The sequence below is a fragment of the Lentzea sp. CC55 genome (assembly GCF_021056325.1).
Classification (GTDB): domain Bacteria; phylum Actinomycetota; class Actinomycetes; order Mycobacteriales; family Pseudonocardiaceae; genus Lentzea; species Lentzea jiangxiensis.
The window spans coordinates 913,707-937,213 of the sequence record NZ_JAJCXE010000022.1 but is presented as its reverse complement, the minus strand read 5'-3'; the positions used below and the strand labels follow the sequence as shown (position 1 = coordinate 937,213).

Here is a 23,507-nt window from a genome sequence, read left to right as displayed (position 1 = left end):
GAACACCTTCTTCGGCGTGTCGCCGACACGCTGTACGCCGCGTTTATCCACAGGGCGTGGACAGATCAACACTGGTCCGAACGAGCGAAAGCGCCACCCGCCCGGAGCATTCCGGGCAGGTGGCGCTTCGGCAATCCGAACCGCAGGCGAACCTGCCGACGAGTCGTCATCGGGGTCTGCGGGGTCGCCCCCGCAACGGACACCCGAAGCCGAGCCCTGCGAAGCCGCGTCAGCGGCGAGCAGGACTGGTCACTCGGCGGAGGTCACGTTCAGCGGCAGCGCGACGGTGACCTCCGGGTGGAGGCGAACCGTCACCGAGTGCTTGCCGGTGGTCTTGATGTGACCCGGCAGCTCGATGGCGCGCTTGTCCAGGACCGGACCACCGGCGGACTTGACGGCAGCCGCCACGTCCGAGCTGGTGACCGAGCCGAACAGCTTCTTCGAACCCGAGGCGGCCTTCGCGGTCAGGGTGACGCCACCCAGACCCTCGAGAGCGGCCTTGATCTCCTTCGCGTGGTCCAGGTCGCGCACGCGGCGGGTGTCCTGCGCGCGGGTGATGACCTGGATCTGCTTCTGCGCGCCGCGGGTCGCGACGATCGCGAGGCCGCGCGGGAGCAGGTAGTTGCGGCCGTAGCCGTCCTTGACCTCGACGATGTCGCCGGGAGCGCCGAGGCCGGAAACGTCAGCGGTGAGGATGAGCTTCATCGCGGTGTCCCCTTTCCTTAGCGAGCGGTCGAGGTGTAGGGCAGCAGGGCCATCTCACGGGCGTTCTTCACGGCAACAGCGACGTCGCGCTGGTGCTGCGAGCAGTTGCCCGTGACGCGGCGGGCACGGATCTTGCCGCGGTCGGAGATGAACTTGCGGAGGAGCGTCGTGTCCTTGTAGTCGATCAGGTTCGCGCTCTTGTCCTTGCAGAAGGCGCAGACCTTCTTCTTGGGCTTGCGCACAGGCGGCTTGGCCATGTGTCTCTAACTCCTGGATACGCGGTGAATGAAGTACTGGGTGACCGGTGCAGTTCGGTCTAGAAGGGAGGCTCGTCGGCGAAGCCACCGGAGCCGGCCGGCGGGGCGGAACCCCACGGGTCGTCCGCCGGAGCGCCGCCGCCACGAGACTGCTGACCGCCGCCGCCGCCGAAGCCGCCGCCACCGCCGCCGTCTCCACGGCTGACCTTGTTGACCTTCGCGGTCGCGTAGCGCAGCGAGGGGCCGATCTCGTCGACCTCCAGCTCCACGACAGTGCGCTTCTCGCCTTCCTTCGTCTCGAAGGAACGCTGGCGCAACCGTCCGGAGACGAGCACTCGCGAACCGCGGGTGAGCGACTCGGCCACGTTCTCGGCGACCTGCCGCCACACGTTGCACCGCAGGAACAGCGCTTCGCCGTCCTTCCACTCGCCGGACTGGCGGTCGAAGGTGCGGGGCGTGGAAGCGACCGTGAAGGACGCCACCGCGGCACCGCTCTGGGTGAAGCGGAGTTCCGGGTCGGCGGTCAGGTTCCCGACCACCGTGATCGTCGTCTCACCAGCCATGTCTTGGGAGCTCCCCTAATCGAGGTTCGTCAGGCCTTGGCGGCCGACTTGGCGGGCTCGCGGCGCAGGACCTTCGTCCGGAGCACCGTCTCCTGCAGACCGAGCTGGCGGTCCAGTTCCTTCACCGCGTCGGGAGTCGAGGTCAGGTCGAGCACCGCGTAGATACCCTCGGTGTTCTTGTTGATCTCGAAGCTCAGCCGGCGCTTGCCCCACACCTCGACCTTCTCGACGTTTCCACCCGTGGTGCGGATGACGCCGAGGAACGTGTCGAGGGACGGCGCGATCGTGCGCTCGTCGAGACTGGGGTCGAGGATGACCATCACTTCGTAATGACGCATGAGGACCACTCACCTCCTGTGGACTCGCGGCCACGGGCTCTCCGTGGCAGGAGGGTCGTCGCGTCAGCAACTGAAGAAGGTTAACAGGGCGCGTCCACCGACTACGCAGGGGTGCGGCGAAGCGCCCAGGTCCTCACCAGCGCGCCCGTCACCAGGGCCAGCATCAGCACCGCGACCAGCACCGGAGCGCCGACGCCACCGGGACCGCCCAGCCTGGGCAGCGCCGTCGCACGGCCGGCGGCCTGCACCGAGTCGCCCTCGATGCCGTTGCCGCTGGACGCGCGCGGGACCTGCGAGCCGTAGCGCACACCGGGCGACGGCGAGTACAGGCCGGGCATCGCGAACGGCAGCGAGCCGTAGCTGAACAGCGGCACGCGGCCGAAGTTCGCGCCGACCGGGTACAGCGAGAAGTCGCGGTTGCTCGGCGCGCCCGCACCCGTGCCGGGAACACCGGGCTGGGTGCCGGGCTGACCGGGCGGCGTACCGGGCCGGGGCTGCTGTGCGGGGGGCTTGGGTGCGCCGGGGACCGCGCCGACGGCCTGCTGGGAGGCGTCCGCGACGGCCTTGCTGCCGTCCTGGATCGGCGCCGCGACCTGGTTCACGCCGGTCACGGTGACCTTGCAGCCGCTCGTGAGCGTCGCGCGGACGGTCTGGTCGAGCGTGCCGAGGATCGGGCCGAGCAGCGGGATCTTCGCGACCTCGACCATCACCGCGTTGGCGATCGTGCCGCCGCTGATGGTCGTCGTCCCGGCCTGCACCGCACCGATCGGGATGGGCTTGACCTGCGAGAACGCCTGCTTGAACGGCTCCGCGAGGGGTGGTCCGAGCAGGGGCACCGCGCGCACGAGGTCCGTGATGGGCTGCGTGACGGCGGCGGGGCTGAGTGAGACGGGGGTGCCGGGCGCGCCCTGGATCGACGTCGCACAGCTGCCGATGACGATGGGCTCCGCGGCCGTGGCCGGACCCGCCCCCACGCCGGCGGAGGCCAGCGCCAGACACGTCGCGGCGGTGACGCTCAGCAGTCGCATGCCAACCCCTTTCCTACTCTCTGGTAACGACCGTAGGTCCTGGTGGTGACGCGAACCACCCCCAGTTTTTCCGATTACTCCTATCGGCGGCGGCTGCGATGGCGTTGCGGGTGCCGACTACCCTCCTGTGCATGCGCATCGGGGCCCATGTACGCGACGACGACCCGGTCGGCGCCGCGGCCGAACGCGGGGCCGAGGTCGTCCAGTTCTTCCTGTCGGACCCCCAGGGGTGGAAGAAGCCCAAACCCCATCCGCAGACGGAGGCGCTGCTCGCCTCCGACCTCGAGGTGTTCGTCCACGCCCCGTACCTGATCAACGTCGCGTCGCTGAACAACAAGATCCGGATTCCGAGCAGGAAGAACGTGGTCCAGCACGCGGAGGCCGCCGCGGCCGTGGGCGCGAAGGGCCTGGTCGTGCACGGCGGCCACGTCACGAAGGGCGAGGACCCGGCGGAGGGCTTCGCGAACTGGCGCAAGTTCTTCGAGCGCCAGGTCGCCGAGGGCGGCTTCGCGGTCCCGGTCCTGATCGAGAACACCGCGGGCGGCGAGAACGCCATGGCCCGCACGTTCGACTCCCTCAAGCTGCTCTGGGACGCGGTCGGCGAGTTCGGCGCGGGCTTCTGCCTCGACACCTGCCACGCGTTCGCCGCCGGTGAGGACCTGGTCGGCGTCGTCGACCGGGTGAAGGCCATCACCGGCCGCATCGACCTCGTGCACCTCAACAGCTCGCGCGACGAGTTCGGCTCCTCGCGCGACCGGCACGACAACATCAGCACCGGCACCATCGACGCCGAGCAGCTGGCCGCCGTGGCCGCCACCGCCGGATGCCCCGTCGTGGTGGAGACACCGGACGAGGGCCAGGCCGCCGACATCGCCTTCCTGCGCGACCGCGCCGGCCGGTGAGCACCGTGCACGAGGTGGTGAGCGTGACGCCCGAGCGAGGCGAAGCCCGGCGTTTCGCGAACCGCTTCGGCAGCGCCGCCGCTGCCGTGCTCGTGCTCCTGTGCGGCCTCACGATGCTGCTGGGCTTCATCAACAAGGACCGCTGCACGGGTCCTGCGTTCGACCAGTGGGGCCGCACGCAGCCCGACTACGACGAGCGCAACAAGGAAGACGTCTGCTACTCCGACATCCAGCACCTCTGGATCGGGCGCGACATCGACCGGCACGTCTTCCCGTACGTCGACGGCGGCATCAACGACAAGGGCGTCCTCGTCGGCGGCTCGGTCGAGTACCCGGTGCTCTCCGGCCTGATCATCTGGGCCGGTGCGATCTTCGCGCACAACGACGCGGAGTACCTGCTCTACTCGTCGCTGCTGATGGCGCCGTTCGGCCTGCTCACGGGCTGGTTGCTGGGCAAGCTCGCCCGCTGGCGCGCCTTGCTGTGGGCGATCGGGCCACCGCTGGTCCTCTACGCGTTCCACAACTGGGACCTGCCGGTCGTGCTGTGCTCGGTGGCCGCGGTCTTCGTGGTGCACCGCTGGAACCGGCCGCTGGTCGAACGGGCCGTGGTCGCGTCGGTGCTGCTCGGGCTCGGGTTCGCGTTCAAGGTCTACCCGGCGGCGTTCGTGCTGCCGCTGATGCTCTTCGTCGCCACCGGCGGCTGGCGCGGCCAGGAGATGCCCGAGGGCAAGAAGGTCGACGTCGCCGGCGCGGCCAAGGTCGCCCTCGCCTCGATCGTCACGGTCGTGCTGGTCAACCTGCCGTTCGCCTTCGCGGGCTACGACGGCTGGCTCGCTTCGTTCGAGTTCCAGCAGCTGCGCCGCGTCGACATCACCACGAACTCGATCTGGTACTGGGGCCTGCGGCCGTTCATCGGCGACGACGCGATGCAGTCGCTGGTCGGCGTGATCTCGCCGATCACGATCCTGCTCTCGTTCGCGATCGCCGCCGGCTACGGCTGGCTGCGCTTCCGCCGCGAGGGCACCTACCCGTGGATCGCGGTGTCCGGCGCGATGCTGTGCGGCTTCATGCTGCTGCACAAGGTCCACTCGCCGCAGTACACGCTGTGGCTGGTGCCGTTCCTCGTGCTCCTGCGCGTGAAGCTGGTCTGGGCGTACGTCTACTTCGTGGTCGACCTGGCGATGGGGATCGGCATCTTCCGCTGGTTCTGGGCCATCGAGTTCGGTCAGCCGGCCGGCATCTACGACAGCTTCTCCGCGCAGGCCGTGATGATCGGCGTGTGGGGTCGTGCGGCGCTGCTGGTCGCGCTGTTCGTGGTCTTCCTCAAGGCCCGGGGCGTGACCGAGGACGACCGGGAAGACCTGAAGTTCCTCCGCGGGGCAGTGGCAGCGAAGAGCTGATCGTCGCAGACTTCACCCGTGAGGGTGATCATCGTGCTGGCGTTGCTGCTGGCCTGCGGCGCCTCCGGCGTGCCCCCGCGGTCGGAGGTGATCCGCTGGCTGCCCGTGTGGCAGGCCGTCCCGACCCTGTCGGGAGCGGTGCCCGACCGGAGCGTGCGGACGACGATCGACCTCACCGCGGGCGGCACCTCGGTCCGGGTGCGCCTGTCGAACCTCATGGGCACCGAACCCGTCCGCGTCGAGCAGGTCACCGTCGCGGCCGGCGGTGAGACGCGGCAGCTGACGTTCAACAGGTCCCGCGCCGTCACGATCAGGGCCCGCGACGAGGTCTACAGCGACGCCGTCCAGCTCGCGGTCACCAAGACGCTCGACATCAGCACGTACACCCCGGCCGGCACACCGTGTCAGGCACGCGCACACCGCACCATCACCTCCACACGTGAGCACATCTGCCTGGTCTCGGCGGTCGAGGTCGCGGGCTTCACGGCACCGGGCGCGGTGGTGGCGCTCGGCGACTCGATCACCGAGGGCTTCTACGACGACACGTGGCCCTCGTTGCTCAAAACCGACCACGCGGTGCTGAACGCGGGCATCAACGGCAACGGCGTGGTGCTGGGCAACGCGCCGATGGTCATCCGCATGTCCCGCGACGTGCTCTTCAGCCGGGAAGTGCGGAAGGTCTTCCTGCTGGGCGGCATCAACGACCTCCAGAACGGCGTCAGCGCCGAGAACGTCATCGCGGGCATCCGCACGATCCAGCGGCGTTGCGAGAACGCGGGCGTGCAGTTCCACCTCGGCACCATCACGCCGTGGCGCGGCTGGTACACCTGGACCGAGGCCAAGGAGCAGCAACGGCAGAAGGTGAACGCGTGGATCCGCGCCACCTTCCCCGGCCACGTCGACTTCGACGCCGCCGTCCGCGACCCCGCCGATCCGCTCAGACTGCGTCCGGAGTTCGACTCCGGTGATCACCTGCACCCGAACGCGGCCGCATTCGATGCGATGGCTCGCCTCGTGCGGGTGTGATGAGCTGCCGGTCCGGCGCATCGACCAGGACGCCCGCCAACGGGTCGTCGCCCGCCATGCGCACGAGGTCCCGCTCCGGGTTGTAGATCTCCCTCAAGATGAAGACGCACAACGCGATGACGGCCGCGTCCCGCAGCAGCACGGCGCCGAGGAACCAGTCGATCGGCAGTCCCTTGTTGTCCGTGCCGAGGTAGAAGTACATGCGCGGCACCCACACCAGCGCGTCGACCGCCATCCAGGCCAGCAGCAGCTTCCAGCGCGGCAACGCGAGCACCGCCAGCGGCACCAGCCACAGCGAGTACTGCGGGCTCCACACCTTGTTCGTCAGCAGGAACGCCGCCACGACGAGGAAGCCGAGCTGCGCGAGCCGTGGCCGCGTCGGAGCCGAGAGCGCCACGTAGGCGATGCCGGCGCAACAGACCAGGAACAACACCATGCTGACCGTGTTGAGCACCGTCGGCGGTTGTCCCTGCGCCAGTCCGGGGTCGAAGCCCTGCCACCCCGTCCACTGCACGAGCACGTTGTAGAGGGTGTCGGGGTCCGCGTTGCGCTCGGTGTTGAGGCGGAAGAACTCCCTCCACCCCGTGTGCGAGGCCGGGTTCAGCGCGATCGGTGCGTTGACGAGTGCCCACGCGCCTATGGCCGCCGCGGTGGTGGTGAGACCCACCTTGAGTCTGTTGGACCGCCAGCACAACAACAGCAGCGGTCCCAGCAAGAACAACGGGTAGAGCTTCGCCGCGCCACCGAGCCCCAGCAGCACACCGGCGAGCACGGGCTTCTTCCGCGCCCAGGCCAGCATGCCTGCCGTGGCGAACGCCGTTGCGATCGTGTCGAAGTTCGTGAACGCGTGGACGATGACCAACGGCGACACGGCGACAATCGCCGCGTCCCACATCCGGCGACGCGCAATGCGCGCAACGCAGAACACGGTGACAAGCCACGCCACGGCCAACCAGAACGCCGTCACGTTGAAGAACACGATCACCGTCATCGGCATGCCCGGCACGAGCGTCACGAGACCCTGCGCCACCCGCGCGTTGAGCCACATGAACAGCCCCGTGACCACCGGGTACTCCATGTACCGGACGTGCTCGGTCGGCTTGCCCTCGTCGTCCTTCCACGACGTGATGTACGGGAAGGAACCGCGCTGGTCGAGCCGCTCCGCCGTGTACAGCGGCACCGTGTCGGAGTAGCAGAGGGCCGTGAACTGCCTGCTGCCCCGCCAGTCGAGCTGCACGACGCCCTTGTCGTCGACGTACTGCTGGATGCACGGCGACTTCTGCACCCACCCCAGCAGCAACGTGACCACGGCGAGCATCAGCACGACCCGCACCGCCGTCCAGAAGTAGTTCCTGCCGACGAGCGCGTGCTCGCCGAGAGGACCGCCGAACGGTCTGCTCAGGCCGCGGGCGAGCGACTCGGTCCACGTGGGTGCGACCCGCTCTTCACGGGTGAGCGAGACGGTGTCCTCGGCGTGGTCCTCGGTCGGGACCTCGGCGGGAAGCTCGGCAGGGCTGCTGGGCACCTCGCGGATGTTACGGCCAAGACCGTTTGACCGTGGTCAACATCCCTGGACCGATCTCGGTCCGGCCGTGCGGTGCCGGGCAACGGAACGGGCCCGGCGCATCGGCGCCGGGCCCGTTCGGTGTTCAGTTCCTCAGATCAACCCGGGCGTTCAGGTGTCGCCGGGGTCGCGGCCCCCCGTCGGGTTTCCGGGTCCCGGCTTCGACGACGTCGAGGTGTTCGGGTTGCTCGGAGGACAGATCAGGCCCTGGCACGGCTCGCCCGTCGGCTTGGTCGGCCTCGTCGGGGACTCCGGCGTGTTCGACGACGGCGTGTTCGACGGGGTGTTGGACGGCGTGTTGGACGGGGGTGGCGGCTCCGACTTCCGCGGCGGGTTGAAGTTGCCGAGGGGCTTGGGCTTCGCGAACGGCTCCTTCTGAGCGCCCGCGAGAGCCCCGTCCATGAACTTCTTCCAGATCTGGCCGGGGAGACCCGAACCGAAGATCGCCCTGCCTTCCTTGTTCTTGATCGGCACGTTGCCGGCGTCCTTGCCCATCCAGACCGAGGCGGCGAGCTGCGGCGTGTAGCCGACCATCCACGCCTTCGAGTTCTGGTCGATGCTGCCGTCGAGCTCGTGCGTACCGGTCTTGCCGGCGCACTCGCGGTTGCCCGCGCAGCCGATCTTCGAGTAGGTCGGGATCTCCTTCAACGCCTCGGTGACGTTGTCGGCGATGTCGCGGCTCTTCTCCTCCACCGGGTCGAAGGCCGGGACCGGCTGGTCGACGTGCTGGTAGAGGACGTCGCCGTTCGGGCCCGCGATCTTCGTGACGAAGAACGGCGCGCGGTAGATGCCGCGGGCGGCGAACGTCGCGTAGGCCGAGGCCATGTCGAACGGCCGCACCTGGGCGTTGTCGGCGCCGATGGCGATACCGGCGTTGGGCTTGCCGCCGCCTTCACCGACCAGCAGCTGCTTCGCCTTGCCGTCGACCATGACGCTCTTCGGAATGCCGGCCTCGTACGCCGCGTTCGCGACGGCGACCGTGCCCGTGCCGTTCGGGCTCGCCACCATGTCGTAGAACACGGTGTTGAGCGACTCCTTCATGGCCTGCCTGATCGTGCATTCCTTGCCGCACGTCGTGTTCGAGGCGTTGCGGATCGGAACGCCGGCGATCGTGCGCGGCGTGCTGTCGTAGGTGTCGCCGATGCCCTTGCCCATCTTCAGGGCGGCGACCAGGTCGAACGGCTTGAACGACGAGCCGGCCTCCTGGATCGTGCCCTTGGCGTAGTCGATGCCCTTCAGACCGTCCTTGCCCGGGTAGTACGCCCTGACGGCGCCGGACTGCGGCTCGATCGCGCTGAGCGACGTGCGCAGCTCCGGGTCCTGGCCCTGCATGACGGAGTTCACGGCGTCGACCGCGGCCTGCTGCATCTTCGGGTCGATGGTGGTGTGGACCGTGACGCCGACCTTCTGCGCCTTCTCCATCGTGAGACCGATCAGCTGGCTGTCGATCTCGTTCTGGACCTGCTGGCTCACGCGGGCGAGCGGGCCGTCGAGACCGGCGGGCTGCGTCTGCTCGAACGGCAGGGGCGTCGGGTACTGGCGCGCGTCGTAGTCGGCCTGGCTGATCCACTTCTTCTGAAGCATCTGGAGCATCACGAACTCCCAGCGCTTCTTCGAGTACTCCTGGTCCTCCGACCACGAGGGCGTCTGGATCATGCCGGCGATGAGGGCCGCCTCGGAAGGCGTGAGCTCCTTCATCTCCTTGTCGTAGTAGACCTGCGCCGCCGCCTTCATGCCGTTGGCGCCACGACCGAAGTACACCGTGTTCAGGTACGCGGTGAGGATCGTGTTGTGGTCCGACTCGTTGCTCATCTTGTAGGCCTTGACGAGCTCCGTGAACTTGCGGGTGATCGTGGCTTCTTCCTTGCCCGTCGCCTTCTTGATGTACTGCTGCGTCAGACCGGAACCACCACTGCTGCCGCCGGTCGCCTGGATCCAGACGGCGCGGACGATGGCCTTGGCGTCGAAGCCGGGGTTGTCGTAGAAGTTCGCGTCCTCCGCGGCCATGACCGCGTTCTTGACGGTGTCCGGGATCTCCTCGTACGTCAGCATCGTGCGGTTCTGACCGGGTGAGGTGATCTTGCCCATCTCGGTGCCGTCCGAGTAGAGCAGCGTGATCGTCTTGTCCTGGTCGGCCGCGATGTCGTTCGGCCGCGGCCAGTCGACCAGCGGGTACGCGACGGCGACGGCGATCACCGGCCCGAGGATCATCAGGCCGATCGCGACGAACGCACCGATCCGGACGCGCTTCCAGAGCTTCTTCTTGCGCAGGCGGCGCTCCTCCTCTTCGGTGAGCTCCGGCTCGTCGTCGTACTCGTAGTCGTCGTCATCGTCGGCGACACCGGCACCGACGCCCGCCATGAGGAACTCGTCCTCCGGCTCGCGGTGGGTGATCAGCTCCGGTTCGCGCTGCGTCGGCCGGTTGACCGGCGGCATCTGCGTGGTGCGTTCCTCACCGGGGTTGCGCGGGGGAACGCCGGGACGACCGGGACCGCCCTGGGGGCCGGGACCGCCGGGACCACCGGGGCGGCGGCCACCGGGAGGCGGGGCGATCGGCATGCCGCCGGGAGGCGTCGGGGGACGGCCGGCGGGACCGCCGGGTCCACCAGGACCGCCGGGACCGGGCGGACGGCCGGGACCGCCCTGCGGGCCACCGGGCCCACCCTGCGGACCGCCTGGTCCGTTCGGGCGGCGTGGGGGCTGCTGCTGTGGGAAACCACCGGGCGGCGTGCCACCCTGGGGAGGGCGCGCGAAACCGCCGGGCGGAGTTCCCGGTCGCGGCTGATTCGGGACATCGCGTCTCGTGCCGCCGCCGTCCGGGTCGTCCCCGGTCGGCCATTGCGGTTCGCCTCCGCGCTGCCTGTCATCATGCTGGTCGTTCACGTGAAAAGGCCTCCCAGACCGGCGTGCGTCAGCACACGGTTCGGTGGTCGTACTTCATTCGGAGCAGTGTCACCTGTGGGTCATTCCGCCGCGGTCCTCCTGCGTGGCTTTTCCAGCCCACGCTTCCCCAGGACGTATGACTGCACCAGGTGGTTCCAACTGCACGTGCGGCAAACCTCCACCACGTACACGGAGAACTCCTCGAAGAGGTTCGCCATCTTCGCGAGTTCTTCGGGTGCGCGGGCCGAGCCGGCCGCGTGCTTGAGCTCGTCGCCGTAGACCCACGAGACGTGCGTGAGCGGTTCCTTCCGGCAGACCGGGCACGGCACTTCGGTCGCCGTTCCGTGGAACTTCGCAGCTCGCAGCAGGTACGGGGACGCGTCGCAGACCTCCATGGTGCCCGTGCGACCGGCATAGACCTCCGCCAGCAGCGCGCGGCGCTGCAGCGAGTAGTCCACCACCTGTCGTTGGGTCAACACGAGACAAGAGTACGTGCCGGCCGCTTTGGCCATGATGGGCCGTTCAGGGCAGCGGGCCCGGACGCGGTATCACGGTGTGCCACATCCCACAGTTGAGAGGACCCACCGATGTATCGCATCGATATAATCGCCTCACCTATCGGTGCAGGCGCGAGGAGGTGACTCGTGTTCGAGTTCGCGCTGCTCGGCCTGCTGCACGAGGCGCCCATGCACGGCTACGAGCTGCGCAAGCGCTTGCATGACCTGCTCGGAGCGTTTCGAGCGTTCTCGTACGGATCGCTGTACCCAACACTGCGGCGACTCCAGCGTGCGGGCCTGATCGTGGAGGAGGGGCCGGAAGAGTCGGCGCTTTCTTGGGGACGTCGGGCGCGCAAGGTCTACAAGCTCACACCGGAGGGCAAGGAGCGGTTCGCCGAACTCCTCTCCGACGCGGGCCCGCAGACCTGGGACGACGACTCGTTCGGAGTCCACCTGGCGTTCTTCTCACGCACGCCGGCCGACGTCAGGATGCGCATCCTGGAGGGCCGCCGGCGGTGTGTCGAAGAACGCAGGGAGGGGCTGCGCGAGCGGCTCACGCGCACGGGTGAGCAGATCGACCGCTACACGCGTGAGCTGCACAGGCAGGGCCTGGAGAGCACGGAGCGCGAGGTGCGGTGGCTCAACGAGCTCATCGCGCACGAGAAGCACGAACTGTCCGAGCAGGACGAGTAGGACTTCAAAGTTGATCAAGGAGGACTCGGCAATGGGCGAAAACCGCCGCACCGTTCGAGTGGCCATCGTCGGGGTTGGCAACTGCGCGGCGTCGCTGGTGCAGGGCGTCCACTACTACCGTGACGCCGACCCGAGCACCCGCGTGCCCGGTCTGATGCACGTGCAGTTCGGTGACTACCACGTGCGCGACGTCGAGTTCGTCGCAGCGTTCGACGTGGACGCGAAGAAGGTCGGTGTCGACCTCGCCGAGGCGATCGGGGCCAGCGAGAACAACACCATCAAGATCGCGGACGTGCCGCCCCTCGGCGTCGTCGTCCAGCGCGGGCACACCTACGACGGTCTCGGCCGGTTCTACCGCGAGACGATCGAGGAGTCCGACTTCGAGCCGGTGGACGTCGTCGCGGCGCTGCGCGAGGCCGAGGTCGACGTGCTCGTCTCGTACCTGCCGGTGGGGTCGGAGGAAGCGGACCGCTTCTACGCCCAGTGCGCCATCGACGCCGGTGTGGCGTTCGTCAACGCCCTGCCCGTCTTCATCGCCTCGGACCCGGAGTGGGCGGAGAAGTTCCGCGCCGCCGGCGTCCCGATCGTCGGTGACGACATCAAGTCCCAGGTGGGCGCCACCATCACGCACCGCGTGCTGGCGAAGCTCTTCGAGGACCGCGGTGTGCAGCTCGACCGCACCATGCAGCTGAACGTCGGCGGCAACATGGACTTCCTGAACATGAAGGAACTGGAGCGCCTGGAGTCCAAGAAGGTCTCCAAGACCCAGGCCGTCACGTCCCAGGTGGACCGCGAGATGGGCAAGCGCAACGTCCACATCGGCCCGTCGGACTACGTGGCGTGGCTCGACGACCGCAAGTGGGCCTACGTGCGCCTCGAGGGTCGCGCGTTCGGCGACGTGCCGCTGAACCTCGAGTACAAGCTGGAGGTCTGGGACTCCCCGAACTCCGCGGGCATCATCATCGACGCGGTCCGCGCGGCGAAGATCGCCCTCGACCGTGGCATCGGCGGCCCGATCCTCTCGGCGTCGTCGTACTTCATGAAGTCCCCGCCCGTGCAGTACTCGGACTCCGAGGCGCACGAGGCCGTCGAGGCGTTCATCCGCGGCGAAGCCTGATCGGAGGAGGGGCCGCCTTCCCGGGCGGCCCCTCTTCTCAGCGCTTCGAGAGCCTGAGCTTCTGCCAGCTGCCGTCCGCGGTCCACCCGCCGTCGACGGGCAGTGCGACACCGTTGACGTACTTCGCGTTGTCGCTCGCCAGGAACCGCACGGCCTGCGCGATGTCGTCCGGCGCCGCGAACCTCCCCGCCGGCACGTGGTCGGTGATGTCGTCGTCCACGTAGTAGCCGCCGGCCTGCGACTCGACGTCCATCTCGGTCTTGACCCAGCCGGGGCACACGGCGTTGACCCTGATCCCCCGCCCGCCCCACTCGACGGCGAGCGTGCGCGTCAACCCGATCAACCCGTGCTTGGTGGTGTTGTAGGCGGCCCGGTCCGCCACCCCCTGCAACCCGGCGACGGACGCGATGTTGACGACGCTGCCGCCGCGCTGCTCGAGCATCACCCTGCCCAGCGCCTGCGTGAGCAGGAACGGCCCGGTCAGGTTGACCGCCATGATCCGCTCCCACTGCTCGAGGCTCGTGTCCTCGAACGGCACGATGCCCGCGATGCCGGCGTTGTTGACCAGCACGTCGACCCGTTGGTGGGTGTCGAGGACGTGCTCGGTCAGGCGCTGGACGTCCGCGGCGCTCGCCACGTTGCCGACGATCCCGCCCTCGCTCTCCCGCAGGTCGAAGCCGACGACGGCGTACCCGTCCTCGCGCAGCACCTCGGCGATGCGCCGACCCATGCCCTGCGCGGTGCCGGTGACCACAGCAACTCGTTGCGTCATGGACGCCACGCTAAGGACAGACGGCGCCCTGCGGGAGGCACCTGGCCGTGGTTCTGGTGCTCAGCACCAGACCTGCCGGCAGAGGCAGCAGGAGATGCGTCACGCCAGCGCAGCCGGCAGCTCCGAGATCGACCCCAGCACCCGCACCTGCTCCAGCACCTCCGCGGCGGGCGGGAAGTGCGGGTTCGGCACCGCGAGCACGGTCATCCCCGCGGCCAGCGCCGCCTTCAACCCGTTCGTCGAGTCCTCGACCGCATAGCAGGAAGCGGCGGACACCCCGAGCCGTGCAGCCGCCAGCAGGTACACGTCCGGCGAGGGCTTCCCGGCAGCGCACTCCTCCGAAGACACGGCCACGGGCACCGGCAGCCCTGTCACGTCGAGGAAGACCCTGATCAGCACGGCGGGCGCCGAGGAAGCGATCGCCACCGGGAACCGCGAGGCCACCGCGCGAACAGCCTCGACGGCACCGGGAACCACCGGCAGGTGGGCCGCGTAGGCCTTCTCCATCTCGGCGATCACCCCGGCGGAGGCCTCCTCGGGCTCCAGGCGCACCCCGACCGCCTCGACCAGGTACGCGCCCCACTCCGGCGTCGACATCCCCTGCATGTCACGGGTGGCGGTGGCCGTCCACGTCCCGCCGTGCGCGGCGGCGAACGACTGGCGCACCTCGTCCCACACCTGCTCGGAGTCGATCAGCACGCCGTCGAGGTCGAAGATCACCGCATCCACACCGGGAACCGTACCCGCGCGGTCGTCGCCGCGACGGCGCGGTTCGGGGCCAAGCGCACGCTCGTCGGCGGGCCCGCGCTGGTCGTCGTCGCCACGCCGGCGTGCTCTGCCGACGTTCAACCGCGCGGGCACAAGGGGCGTTCCGTCCGAAGCTGTGCTCGCGGGTGAACAACTTGTGGGTTAACAAAGCATGAACGGACGCCTACGGTCGGGTGCGGTTCCCCAGCCGACCGTAGGAGGCCCTCCACCATGATTCCTCTGCCTCTCGTCAACCACCGCGTCGGCAGAGCAGCGGTGACGTGCGAGTACCGCTGCGGGGACGCGTGCTTCCACGACGTCCCGAACACCTCCGACAACCCCTACTTCGGCGACCTGGTCAGCCGCCGCACCGCCCTCAAGGCCGGTGCCGTGGTCGCGGCCACCGCGACGGTCGCCCTGCCCGCGACCGCCGCCGCGGCCCCCGCGCAGGCGCAGGGCCACCGCCCGCCGAAGGGGCTCGACTTCAAGCCCGTCGAGGTCAACACCCTGGACGAGGTCGTCGTCCCCGAGGGGTACGAGCAGGGGATCGTGATCCGCTGGGGCGACCCGCTGTTCCCCGGCGTCCCCGAGTTCGACTTCGACGACCAGACCGCCGCCAAGCAGGAGAAGCAGTTCGGCTTCAACTGCGACTTCGCCGCGATCCTGCCGCTGGACCCGCTGGAACTGAGCGGGATCATGGTCACGAACCACGAGTACACCAGCGAGACGTTCATGTTCCGCGGGTACGACCCGAACAACCCGACCGAGGAGCAGGTGAAGATCGGCTGGGCCGCGCACGGCCTGTCCGTCTTCATGATCAAGCGGTCGCTGTTCTCCGGGCACTACCGGCCGAAGTTCAGCAAGTACAACCGCCGCATCACGCTGCACACGCCGTTCGAGGTGCGGGGTCCCGCCGCGGGCAGCGACCTGCTCAAGACCTCCGTCGACCCGACCGGCCGCAGGGTGCTCGGCACGATCAACAACTGCGCCGGCGGTGTCACGCCGTGGGGCACGATCCTGTCCGGCGAGGAGAACTTCAACCAGTACTTCGCCAACGCCGCCGGCCGCAACGACCCGCGCCTGACCCGCTACGGCGTCACCGGGAACGCGACCACCCGCAAGTGGGAGCGCTTCGACAAGCGCTGGGACCTCGCGCAGGAACCCAACGAGGTCAACAGGTTCGGCTGGGTCATCGAGCTCGACCCGCACGACCCGGACTCCACCCCGGTCAAGCACACCCACCTCGGCCGCTTCAAGCACGAGACCGCGAACATCCGCGTCGCCGACGACGGCCGCATCGTCGCCTACTCCGGTGACGACGAGCGGTTCGAGTACATCTACAAGTTCATCTCCAACGGCAAGATGAAGCGCGGCAACAGCAAGGCCGCACGCCGCCACAACATGACGCTGCTCGACGACGGCACCCTGTACGTGGGCCGGTTCAAGGGCGACAGCCCCGTGAGCGAGATCGACGGCACCGGGAAGCTGCCGAGCGACGGCAAGTTCGACGGCACCGGCGAGTGGATCCCGCTGGCGGCGGGCGACAGGTCCTTCGTGCCCGGCATGACCGCCGAAGAGGTGTACGTGTTCACGCGCCTCGCCGCGGACAAGGTCGGCGCGACGAAGATGGACCGCCCCGAGGACATCCAGTGCCACCCGCGCACCGGTACGGTCTACTGCGCGCTCAGCAACAACGTCGAACGCGGTGTCACGCCCGGCAAGGAGGGCGCGACCGAGCCGAACCCGCGGGTCAACAACCGCCACGGCCAGGTGCTGGAGATCACCGAACGGCGGGGCGACGCGCTCGCGCTGACGTTCGACTGGGGCCTGTTCCTCGTCTGCGGCTTCCCCGACGACCCGGGCACCTACTTCGGCGGCTACGACAAGTCGCAGGTCAGCCCGATCTCCAGCCCGGACAACGTGGCGTTCGACCGGCACGGCAACCTGTGGATCTCCACGGACGCGGACGGCAAGCTCGACGGGCTCAACGACGGCCTCTACGGCGTGCCGCTCGAAGGGCCGGAACGCGGTCACCTCAAGCTGTTCCTCACCGTGCCGCGCGGCGGTGAGACCTGCGGACCGGTGATCGGCGAGCGGGTGATCACCGTGTGCGTGCAGCACCCCGGCGAGGTGGACGGCGCGAGCGCGGACAAGCCCGTGTCGAACTGGCCGGACCGCGGCACCAGCAGGCCGCGTCCGTCGGTCGTCGCCGTGTGGCGCAAGGGCCGCCGTCAGCTGGGTGAGATCGGTTGATCACCCTGCGTGCTGTCGTCGTAGGGGTGTAGTACGAGTTCGCCTGCCGTTCACCTGCAGGACGGCGGGCGATCTCGTTCGGCTCTTAGGTTCGGCCAGTTCCCACACTGACCGATCTCGGAGGCCTGCGTGTCCTCACCCACCGATCGGGGCCGCCGCCTGCTGCCCCTGCTCCCGACGAACCACCCGCTCGGGCGTCAGGCGGTCACCTGCGAGTTCCGTTGCGGCAACGCCTGTGCGCACGACGCGCCCAACACCTCGCGCAACGCGTACTTCGGTGACGTCGTCAAGGAGGTCGTGAGCCGTCGCGGCATGCTGAAGGCCGGTGCCGTCGTCGCGGCCGCCGGTGCCGGTGCGCTCGCGTTCTCCGGTTCCGCCGCCGCCGCTCCGGCGCACGCCGACGCCGAGGCCCTCGGGCGCGGCGGCCACGGCAACGACGGTCTGAACTTCGAGCCGGTGGCGCCCAACACCCTCGACCAGATCTCCGTGCCGAAGGGCTTCCGGCAGGACGTCGTCATCCGCTGGGGTGACGCGGTGCTGCCCGACGCGCCGGAGTTCGACTTCGACAACCAGACGCCCGAGGCGCAGGCCAAGCAGTTCGGCTTCAACAACGACTTCTGCGGCCTCGTCCCGGTGCCGGGCTCCTGGGACAGCTGGCTCATGGTGAGCAACCACGAGTACTCGTCCGAGTCCTTCATGTTCGAGGACTGGGCGGCCGACAAGGTCACCGAACGCCACGCCAAGATCGCGTGGGCCGCGCACGGCATGTCCGTCGTGATGGTCGACCGCGACCACCGCACCGGCAAGCTCGTCGTCTGCAAGGACGACATGAAGAAGTACAACCGCCGGGTCACGGTCACCTCGTCGTTCGAGGTGCGCGGTCCCGCGGCCGGGTCGAAGTACCTCAAGACCTCCGCCGACCCGTCCGGCAAGAAGGTCCTGGGCACGCTGAACAACTGCGCCGGTGGCGTCACGCCGTGGGGCACGATCCTGTCCGGCGAGGAGAACTTCAACCAGTACTTCGCCAACGCGAGCCAGGTCACCGACCCGGACACGAAGGCCAAGCTCGCCCGCTACGGCATGAGCGGCGGCGCGACAACGCGCCAGTGGGAGAAGTTCGACAAGCGCTTCGACCTGGCCCAGGAGCCGAACGAGGCCAACCGCTTCGGCTGGATCGTCGAGATCGACCCGCTCGACCCGAAGTCGACGCCGGTCAAGCACACCGCGCTCGGCCGCTTCAAGCACGAGGGCGCGAACGTCATCGTCGCCAAGGACGGCCGTGTCGTCGCGTACATGGGTGACGACGAGCGCTTCGACTACATGTACAAGTTCGTCACCGACGAGCGCTACATGAAGGGCAACTCGAAGCGCGCCCGCGAGCACAACAAGAAGCTGCTCGAAAAGGGAACGCTCTACGTCGCCAAGTTCACCGGTGACAGCCCGGCCGCCGAGATCGACGGCACCGGCAAGCTGCCCGCGGACGGCGAGTTCGACGGTTCGGGCGAGTGGATCGCGCTGGCGCACAACGACAGGTCGTTCGTGCCGGGCTTCACCGCCGAGGAGGTCTACATCTTCACGCGCCTGGCCGCCGACAAGGTGGGCGCCACCAAGATGGACCGCCCGGAGGACGTCGAGCCCTCGACGCACAACCGCCGGATCTACGCCGCGCTCACCAACAACACCGACCGCGGCAAGGTGGGCAAGGAAGGGCCGACCGAGGTCAACCCGCGCAACGGCAACAAGCACGGCCACGTCCTGGAGATCGAGGAGCGCCGCAGCGACAACACGGCGCTGACGTTCTCGTGGAAGCTGCTGCTGGTCTGCGGTGACCCGAAGGACCCCGGCACGTACTTCGGCGGCTTCGACAAGTCGCAGGTCAGCCCGATCTCGTGCCCGGACAACGTCGCGTTCGACACGCACGGCAACCTGTGGGTCTCCACCGACGGCAACGCGCTGGGCTCCAACGACGGCCTGTTCGCGGTGCCGGTCTCCGGCAAGCGCCGCGGTCAGGTCAAGCAGTTCCTGACGGTGCCGAAGGGCGCGGAGACCTGCGGCCCGGTCATCACCGAGGACTTCGTGCTGGTGTCGGTGCAGCACCCCGGTGAGGTCGACGGCGCCTCGGCCGCCAACCCGGTGTCGCACTGGCCGGACGGTGGCACCTCGCAGCCGCGTCCGTCGGTCGCGGTGGTGTGGCGCGAGGACCGCCGCAAGATCTGCGACTGATCATCTCCGTGGTCCGGCTCACGCACGCCCGGTGAACCGGTGCAGCCGCTCCTCCGGGTGAGGGGTGGCTGCACCGCGGACAGCCAAGGGAACGTCCACATCGGCTGTCTGCTTCGAAGTGGTTGTGCGTCGTGCTGGTCCACTGCTCCTCTTCTGGTCTGGCGCGCAGACGTCCGTGCCCTGCAAGGCGCTCCGCACCTTCTTCAAGTCCGCCGGCTGAGACGGAACTGAACCGGTCCGTTGACCTTCCCGTAGGCCCGGACGTGATGAAACGCGCAGGCTTGGTCCTGGTCTCGTCCACTCTCCTGGGCATCCTGGCGGGAGGCGTCGGCTCCACCGCCGCGCCGACGCCGGCTGCCACGAGCGAAGCCGCCGCGAGGGTCGCACCCGCGGTCCAGGTTCCGCCCGGCAACAAGGTCGTCGAGAGGTTCTACGCGAAGGGCGTGCAGACCTACACCTGCACAGCGGGGGCGTGGAAGGGCCTCGAACCCGCCGCCACCCTGGCCGACCGGCTCGGCAGGGCGGTCGGACTGCACTCGCGCGGTCCGGTCTGGGTCTCCACCGTCGACGGCAGCGCGGTCGAGGCGGCGCCGGTCGACGGCGCCCGCAGCGAGGTCGCCGGAGCCGTTCCGGAGCTCCTGCTGAAGGCGAAGTCCACCAGGGGCTCCGGGGTGTTCGCCGGGGTCAGCTACGTGCAGCGCCTCAACACCAAGGGCGGTCTCGCGCCGACCGGCGGCTGCACCGAGGGCGCCCAGACCTCCGTCCGCTACGAGGCGCTCTACACCTTCTCCGTGCCCGCCCTCTGAACGAGCGCGACCACCGCTGCCGCGACCATCGTGACGCCGACGACCCAGAGGCCCGTCTTCTGGGTCCCGGTCAGGTCGCTCAGCCACCCGGTGACGTACGGCGCCGCGAAGCCGCTCACGTTGCCGAGCGAATTGATCAACGCGATGCCACCCGCCGCCGCCGTGCCGCCGAGAAAACTCGTGGGAAGCGCCCAGAACGTCGGCAGGGCGGCGCAGACCCCGATGGCGCACACCGACACGGCCACCATCGCCGCGACGGGGTTCTCCAGGTAGAGGGCCACGGGGATCGCCGCGCCACCGAGCAGCATGGGTGCGGCGACGTGCCACTTCCGTTCCCCGGTGCGGTCGCCGTGCCTGGCCCACAGGACCATGGCGACCGCGCCGAGGACGTACGGGATCGCGTTGATCAGCCCGCGCTCGACGATGCCCGCCCCCGGCGCCAGCCCCTTGATGATCGTGGGCAGGAAGAACCCCAACGTGTAGAGCCCGTACACGATCCCGAAGTACACGAAGCTCAACGCCAGGACCCGCGGGTGCGTGAAAACCTTCTTCAACGGCCAGTGCTCCTCCCGCGGCTGCTCGACGGCTTCGGCGGGCTTGTCCGGCAGCCAGAACCACGTCACGAACGCCAGCGCGATCGCCGGCAGCCCCTCCACCAGGAACATCGTGCGCCAGTCGAACCACTGGATCAGCAACCCGCTGAACGTCGCCCCGAGCGCCGTCGAGATCGGCACCGCCACCATGAACAGCGCGACGATCCGCGCCCGGTCCTTCTGCGGGTACCAGTAGGTCAGGTACAGGATGATCCCGGGGAAGAACCCGGCCTCCGCCACACCGAGCAGGAACCGCAGCACGATCAGCACGGTCCCGTTGGGCACGAACGCCATGGCCGTGGCGACGATCCCCCAGCTGACCATGATCCGCGCGATCCACCTGCGAGCCCCGAACCTGTGCAGCGCGAGGTTGCTCGGCACCTCCAGCAGGAGGTAGCCGAGGAAGAACACCCCGGACGCGAACCCGAACACCGTCGCGCTGAGCCGGAGCTCCTCCGACATGCCGTTCGGCCCGGCGAAGCCGATGTTGACCCGGTCCAGGTAGTTGATGAAGTAGAGCAGGCACAGGTACGGCAGGATCAACTTCTTGGGCACTACAGTTCCCCCATGAGTGATCGTCCGGTCGCCCTCGTCACCGGGGCATCCAGCGGAATCGGCGCGGCCATCGCCCGCAGTCTGGCCCCGACCCACGACCTCCTGCTAGGCGGACGTGACGAATCGTCGCTCTCGGTGCTCGCCGCCGAGCTCCCCGGCGCGCAGGCGTGGCCGTTCGACCTGACGAACGTGGCCTCGGCGGACCTCACGGCCGTCTCCCGCCTGGACGTCGTCGTGCACAGCGCCGGCATCGCCCTGCTGGGCCCGCTCTCGGAGGCGACGCAGGCCGACTGGCGCCAGACCTTCGACGTGAACGTCTTCGCCGTGGCCGAGCTGACCAACCTGGTCCTGCCCCAGCTCCGCGCGGCGGGAGGCCACGTGGTGCTGATCAACTCGGGCGCCGGCCTGAACGCGAACCCGGGCTGGGGCGTCTACGCGGCCTCGAAGTTCGCCCTGCGCGCCTACGCCGACGCCCTCCGCGGCGACGAGCCGGCCCTGCGCGTCACCACGGTCTACCCCGGCCGCACCGCCACGCCGATGCAGGAGTCGGTCCGCCGCCAGGAGGGCGGCGAGTACGACCCGTCGAAGTACATCGACCCGGCCTCGGTGGGGCGGGCGGTGGCGTCGGCCGTGCTGGCGACGCCCGACGCCCACATCACCGAGATCAACGTGAGGTCGCGCCCGCACTGACAGTTGTCCACAGGTTCATCAACAACCTGTGGTCAGACGCTGACGGACGGTAAGATCAAAACTGGGGGAACCCGGCGCGCACCTGCTGCTGCGCGCCGCTCTCGGTCCGTGGCGCCACTATCGGTTCGTGACGCCGCGCTCAGCCCGTGATGCCGCTTTCGGTCCGTGGCGCTGCTCTCACCCTGAGGCGCCGCTATCGGCCCGTGACGCTGCTATCGACCCGTGACGCTGCTATCGGTCCGTGGCACCGCTATCGGCTCCCAGACGCTAGCGGCCGGTGGGCAACCCACGACGTCGTAACCCCCAGCAGGTGGCCGGGATCGACGCGGGCTGCAGGGCCCGGACTCCGGAACGCCGCCGCAGCCCGGTCCCGCACAGCCGCAACCGATCCGCAGCCCACCGCCGCGGACCGGAAACGCGCCGCGGATCAGGCGGACCGCAACCGCGCGGCCACCGCCGAAACCGCCGCCTGGGCCTCCTCCCGGTCCACCCTGGTCGACTCCCCACCGGCCACGACGTGGTCCCCGGCCACCCACACGTCGGTGACCCTCCGCGACCCCGACCCCCACACCAGGTTCGCCAGCAGCTGCGAGTCCGGCGAGTCCAGCCCGGTGGCGAAGGCGGGGTCGTCGGCGGCGATGTGCACGACGTCGCCCCACCGTCCGGCCTCCAGCGCGCCGATGTCGGACCGCCCCAGGGCGGACGCCCCGCCCCGCGTCGCCATCAGCAGCGCCTGGGCGGCCCCGAGCACGGTGGCGTCCATCTTGGACACGCGGGCGAACAGCCCGGCCAGCCGCGCCTCCTCGAACAGGTCCAGGTCGTCGTTGGACGCGGGCCCGTCGGTTCCCAGGCCGACCGGCACGCCGGCCGCCAGCATCTCCGGCACCCGCGCGATGCCGGAGGCGAGCTTCGCGTTGGACCCCGGGCAGTGCGCCACGCCGACGCCGAACGACGCGTAGAGGGCGATGTCGTCGTCGGACAGGTGGACGGAGTGCGCGGACAGCACCCGTCCGCCCAGCACGTCGGACGCCTTCAGCAGCGCGGGCACGGAGCCGTACTCGGCGCGGACGGCTTCGTCCTCGAACGGCGACTCCGCCACGTGCACCATGAACAGCGCCCCGCGCGCACGGGCCTCGACGGCGATGGCCGAGAGCTGGGCCGCCGACAGGGTGTAGGCGGAGTGGGGGCCGTAGGCCAGTTCGACGCGCTCGCCGGGGCCGAAGCGCAGGCCGTCGGAGTCGATCCACGACGAGATGTCGTCGGTCAGCGACTGCCACGACATGCCCGGCACGTCCAGGATCGCGCCGCCGAACACCACGCGCGAGCCCGCCTCCAGCACCGAGGAGACCAGTTCGGGGCCGTGGAAGTACATCTCGGCGGACGTGGTCACGCCGTGCCGCAGCATCTCGACGGCGCCCAGCAGCATGCCGGTGCCGACGTCCTGGGCCGTCATCCGCGCCTCGTTCGGCCAGATCTCCTCCTGCAGCCAGCGCAGCAGCGGCAGGTCGGAGCCGAGGCCGCGCAGCACGGTCATCGGGCTGTGGGCATGGGTGTTCACGAGACCGGGCAGGAGGATGCCGGTGAGCGAGCGGACCTCGCCGTCGAACGCGGGTGCCGACGAGATCGGGCCGACGTGGGTGATCCGGCCGTCGACGATGTCCACGACCGCGTCGCGCACCACCGTGCAGGACTCGTCGCAGGGCAGGACCACCGGGGCGTGCAGACGCAGTGACATGCGGGGAATCCTGCCATTGTGATGCCGGTCACATCCATGCATACATCCGGAGGGGATGGGCATCCTGGCTCTGTCGGGTGCGGGCCGACCCCCAGGGTCCGCCCCGACCAAAACTTCCCCCCATCCAAGGGGCCCGTTACGCGTCATGCGGCGGGCCCTT

Annotated in this window: 21 protein-coding genes; 9 read left to right on the top strand and 12 right to left on the bottom strand. The window is 69.2% G+C overall.

Annotation, left to right across the window (positions count from 1 at the left end):
* Positions 1 to 249 precede the first annotated feature (249 nt).
* The 5 genes from rplI to L6E10_RS20400 form a co-directional block, all read right to left on the bottom strand.
* Positions 250 to 705, bottom strand: coding sequence for a 50S ribosomal protein L9 (gene rplI, locus L6E10_RS20420; RefSeq protein WP_236221060.1), 456 nt, complete (start codon positions 703 to 705; stop codon positions 250 to 252).
* A gap of 17 nt (positions 706 to 722) precedes the next feature.
* Positions 723 to 962 (bottom strand): 30S ribosomal protein S18, encoded by a 240-nt coding sequence (rpsR, locus tag L6E10_RS20415; RefSeq protein WP_030465683.1) that lies wholly within the window; start codon positions 960 to 962, stop codon positions 723 to 725.
* Between the two features lie 59 nt (positions 963 to 1,021).
* Positions 1,022 to 1,525: a single-stranded DNA-binding protein gene (locus tag L6E10_RS20410; RefSeq protein WP_086666964.1), complete on the bottom strand. Its 504-nt coding sequence runs from the start codon at positions 1,523 to 1,525 to the stop codon at positions 1,022 to 1,024.
* Between the two features lie 29 nt (positions 1,526 to 1,554).
* Positions 1,555 to 1,863 (bottom strand): 30S ribosomal protein S6, encoded by a 309-nt coding sequence (gene rpsF / locus L6E10_RS20405; protein WP_236221059.1) that lies wholly within the window; start codon positions 1,861 to 1,863, stop codon positions 1,555 to 1,557.
* A 101-nt stretch (positions 1,864 to 1,964) separates the two neighbouring features.
* Complete coding sequence (locus L6E10_RS20400; protein WP_236221058.1) at positions 1,965 to 2,891, bottom strand: hypothetical protein; 927 nt, start codon at positions 2,889 to 2,891, stop codon at positions 1,965 to 1,967.
* Positions 2,892 to 3,022: 131 nt separating this feature from the next.
* Between L6E10_RS20400 and L6E10_RS20395 the strand changes: the two genes are divergently transcribed.
* From L6E10_RS20395 to L6E10_RS20385, 3 genes are read left to right on the top strand one after another with little or no spacing between them, the layout of a single operon-like run.
* Positions 3,023 to 3,793 (top strand): deoxyribonuclease IV, encoded by a 771-nt coding sequence (locus tag L6E10_RS20395; RefSeq protein WP_236221057.1) that lies wholly within the window; start codon positions 3,023 to 3,025, stop codon positions 3,791 to 3,793.
* Complete coding sequence (locus L6E10_RS20390; protein WP_374237065.1) at positions 3,790 to 5,193, top strand: glycosyltransferase family 87 protein; 1,404 nt, start codon at positions 3,790 to 3,792, stop codon at positions 5,191 to 5,193. The genes L6E10_RS20395 and L6E10_RS20390 overlap by 4 nt, the downstream gene beginning before the upstream one ends.
* An 18-nt stretch (positions 5,194 to 5,211) precedes the next feature.
* Positions 5,212 to 6,219, top strand: a complete 1,008-nt coding sequence (locus L6E10_RS20385) for a GDSL-type esterase/lipase family protein (RefSeq protein WP_236221056.1) — start codon at positions 5,212 to 5,214, stop codon at positions 6,217 to 6,219.
* On the opposite strand, the gene L6E10_RS20380 is transcribed toward L6E10_RS20385, so the two are convergent.
* From L6E10_RS20380 to L6E10_RS20365, 3 genes are all read right to left on the bottom strand, one after another.
* Positions 6,131 to 7,744, bottom strand: a complete 1,614-nt coding sequence (locus tag L6E10_RS20380; RefSeq protein ID WP_236221055.1) for a glycosyltransferase family 87 protein — start codon at positions 7,742 to 7,744, stop codon at positions 6,131 to 6,133. The two genes, L6E10_RS20385 and L6E10_RS20380, sit on opposite strands and share 89 nt — an antisense overlap.
* Before the next feature lie 150 nt (positions 7,745 to 7,894).
* On the bottom strand, positions 7,895 to 10,342 hold the full coding sequence (locus L6E10_RS20375) for a transglycosylase domain-containing protein (RefSeq protein WP_275676716.1): 2,448 nt from the start codon (positions 10,340 to 10,342) through the stop codon (positions 7,895 to 7,897).
* A 404-nt stretch (positions 10,343 to 10,746) separates the two neighbouring features.
* Positions 10,747 to 11,145 (bottom strand): DUF5318 domain-containing protein, encoded by a 399-nt coding sequence (locus L6E10_RS20365; protein ID WP_236221054.1) that lies wholly within the window; start codon positions 11,143 to 11,145, stop codon positions 10,747 to 10,749.
* Between the two features lie 165 nt (positions 11,146 to 11,310).
* Between L6E10_RS20365 and L6E10_RS20360 the strand changes: the two genes are divergently transcribed.
* Positions 11,311 to 11,856 carry a PadR family transcriptional regulator gene (locus L6E10_RS20360; RefSeq protein ID WP_236221053.1) on the top strand — a complete coding sequence of 182 codons (546 nt, stop codon included), beginning with the start codon at positions 11,311 to 11,313 and terminating at the stop codon, positions 11,854 to 11,856.
* Between the two features lie 31 nt (positions 11,857 to 11,887).
* The gene (locus tag L6E10_RS20355; protein WP_236221052.1) at positions 11,888 to 12,973 is read left to right on the top strand and encodes an inositol-3-phosphate synthase; all 1,086 of its coding nucleotides are present in this window, start codon (positions 11,888 to 11,890) and stop codon (positions 12,971 to 12,973) included.
* A 37-nt stretch (positions 12,974 to 13,010) separates the two neighbouring features.
* Here the strand turns inward: L6E10_RS20355 and L6E10_RS20350 are convergent, their stop codons facing one another.
* Positions 13,011 to 13,745 (bottom strand): SDR family NAD(P)-dependent oxidoreductase, encoded by a 735-nt coding sequence (locus tag L6E10_RS20350; protein ID WP_236221051.1) that lies wholly within the window; start codon positions 13,743 to 13,745, stop codon positions 13,011 to 13,013.
* A 99-nt stretch (positions 13,746 to 13,844) separates the two neighbouring features.
* Positions 13,845 to 14,474 (bottom strand): HAD family phosphatase, encoded by a 630-nt coding sequence (locus L6E10_RS20345; protein WP_236221050.1) that lies wholly within the window; start codon positions 14,472 to 14,474, stop codon positions 13,845 to 13,847.
* Between the two features lie 249 nt (positions 14,475 to 14,723).
* Between L6E10_RS20345 and L6E10_RS20340 the strand changes: the two genes are divergently transcribed.
* The 3 genes from L6E10_RS20340 to L6E10_RS20330 all read left to right on the top strand — a co-directional run bounded on the left by L6E10_RS20340 (position 14,724) and on the right by L6E10_RS20330 (position 19,774).
* On the top strand, positions 14,724 to 16,745 hold the full coding sequence (locus tag L6E10_RS20340; protein WP_236221049.1) for a PhoX family phosphatase: 2,022 nt from the start codon (positions 14,724 to 14,726) through the stop codon (positions 16,743 to 16,745).
* A 129-nt stretch (positions 16,746 to 16,874) separates the two neighbouring features.
* Positions 16,875 to 18,968 (top strand): PhoX family phosphatase, encoded by a 2,094-nt coding sequence (locus L6E10_RS20335; RefSeq protein WP_236221048.1) that lies wholly within the window; start codon positions 16,875 to 16,877, stop codon positions 18,966 to 18,968.
* Between the two features lie 266 nt (positions 18,969 to 19,234).
* Positions 19,235 to 19,774 (top strand): DUF3455 domain-containing protein, encoded by a 540-nt coding sequence (locus tag L6E10_RS20330; protein WP_236221047.1) that lies wholly within the window; start codon positions 19,235 to 19,237, stop codon positions 19,772 to 19,774.
* On the opposite strand, the gene L6E10_RS20325 is transcribed toward L6E10_RS20330, so the two are convergent.
* On the bottom strand, positions 19,747 to 20,922 hold the full coding sequence (locus L6E10_RS20325; RefSeq protein WP_236221046.1) for an MFS transporter: 1,176 nt from the start codon (positions 20,920 to 20,922) through the stop codon (positions 19,747 to 19,749). The two genes, L6E10_RS20330 and L6E10_RS20325, sit on opposite strands and share 28 nt — an antisense overlap.
* A 12-nt stretch (positions 20,923 to 20,934) precedes the next feature.
* On the opposite strand from L6E10_RS20325, the gene L6E10_RS20320 reads away from it, so the two are divergent.
* Positions 20,935 to 21,612 carry an SDR family oxidoreductase gene (locus L6E10_RS20320; RefSeq protein WP_236221045.1) on the top strand — a complete coding sequence of 226 codons (678 nt, stop codon included), beginning with the start codon at positions 20,935 to 20,937 and terminating at the stop codon, positions 21,610 to 21,612.
* Positions 21,613 to 22,039: 427 nt separating this feature from the next.
* On the opposite strand, the gene L6E10_RS20315 is transcribed toward L6E10_RS20320, so the two are convergent.
* Positions 22,040 to 23,347: an amidohydrolase family protein gene (locus L6E10_RS20315; RefSeq protein WP_236221044.1), complete on the bottom strand. Its 1,308-nt coding sequence runs from the start codon at positions 23,345 to 23,347 to the stop codon at positions 22,040 to 22,042.
* Positions 23,348 to 23,507: the final 160 nt, after the last annotated feature.

Excerpts from the sequence above, each read along its gene's own strand:
- rplI (WP_236221060.1), bottom strand. The coding sequence starts at position 705 with ATGAAGCTCATCCTCACCGCTGACGTTTCCGGCCTCGGCGCTCCCGGC.
- rpsR (WP_030465683.1), bottom strand. The coding sequence starts at position 962 with ATGGCCAAGCCGCCTGTGCGCAAGCCCAAGAAGAAGGTCTGCGCCTTC.
- L6E10_RS20410 (WP_086666964.1), bottom strand. The coding sequence starts at position 1,525 with ATGGCTGGTGAGACGACGATCACGGTGGTCGGGAACCTGACCGCCGAC.
- rpsF (WP_236221059.1), bottom strand. The coding sequence starts at position 1,863 with ATGCGTCATTACGAAGTGATGGTCATCCTCGACCCCAGTCTCGACGAG.
- L6E10_RS20400 (WP_236221058.1), bottom strand. The coding sequence starts at position 2,891 with ATGCGACTGCTGAGCGTCACCGCCGCGACGTGTCTGGCGCTGGCCTCC.
- L6E10_RS20395 (WP_236221057.1), top strand. The coding sequence starts at position 3,023 with ATGCGCATCGGGGCCCATGTACGCGACGACGACCCGGTCGGCGCCGCG.
- L6E10_RS20375 (WP_275676716.1), bottom strand. The coding sequence starts at position 10,342 with ATGCCGATCGCCCCGCCTCCCGGTGGCCGCCGCCCCGGTGGTCCCGGC.
- L6E10_RS20355 (WP_236221052.1), top strand. The coding sequence starts at position 11,888 with ATGGGCGAAAACCGCCGCACCGTTCGAGTGGCCATCGTCGGGGTTGGC.
- L6E10_RS20350 (WP_236221051.1), bottom strand. The coding sequence starts at position 13,745 with ATGACGCAACGAGTTGCTGTGGTCACCGGCACCGCGCAGGGCATGGGT.
- L6E10_RS20340 (WP_236221049.1), top strand. The coding sequence starts at position 14,724 with ATGATTCCTCTGCCTCTCGTCAACCACCGCGTCGGCAGAGCAGCGGTG.
- L6E10_RS20330 (WP_236221047.1), top strand. The coding sequence starts at position 19,235 with ATGAAACGCGCAGGCTTGGTCCTGGTCTCGTCCACTCTCCTGGGCATC.
- L6E10_RS20320 (WP_236221045.1), top strand. The coding sequence starts at position 20,935 with ATGAGTGATCGTCCGGTCGCCCTCGTCACCGGGGCATCCAGCGGAATC.
- L6E10_RS20315 (WP_236221044.1), bottom strand. The coding sequence starts at position 23,347 with ATGTCACTGCGTCTGCACGCCCCGGTGGTCCTGCCCTGCGACGAGTCC.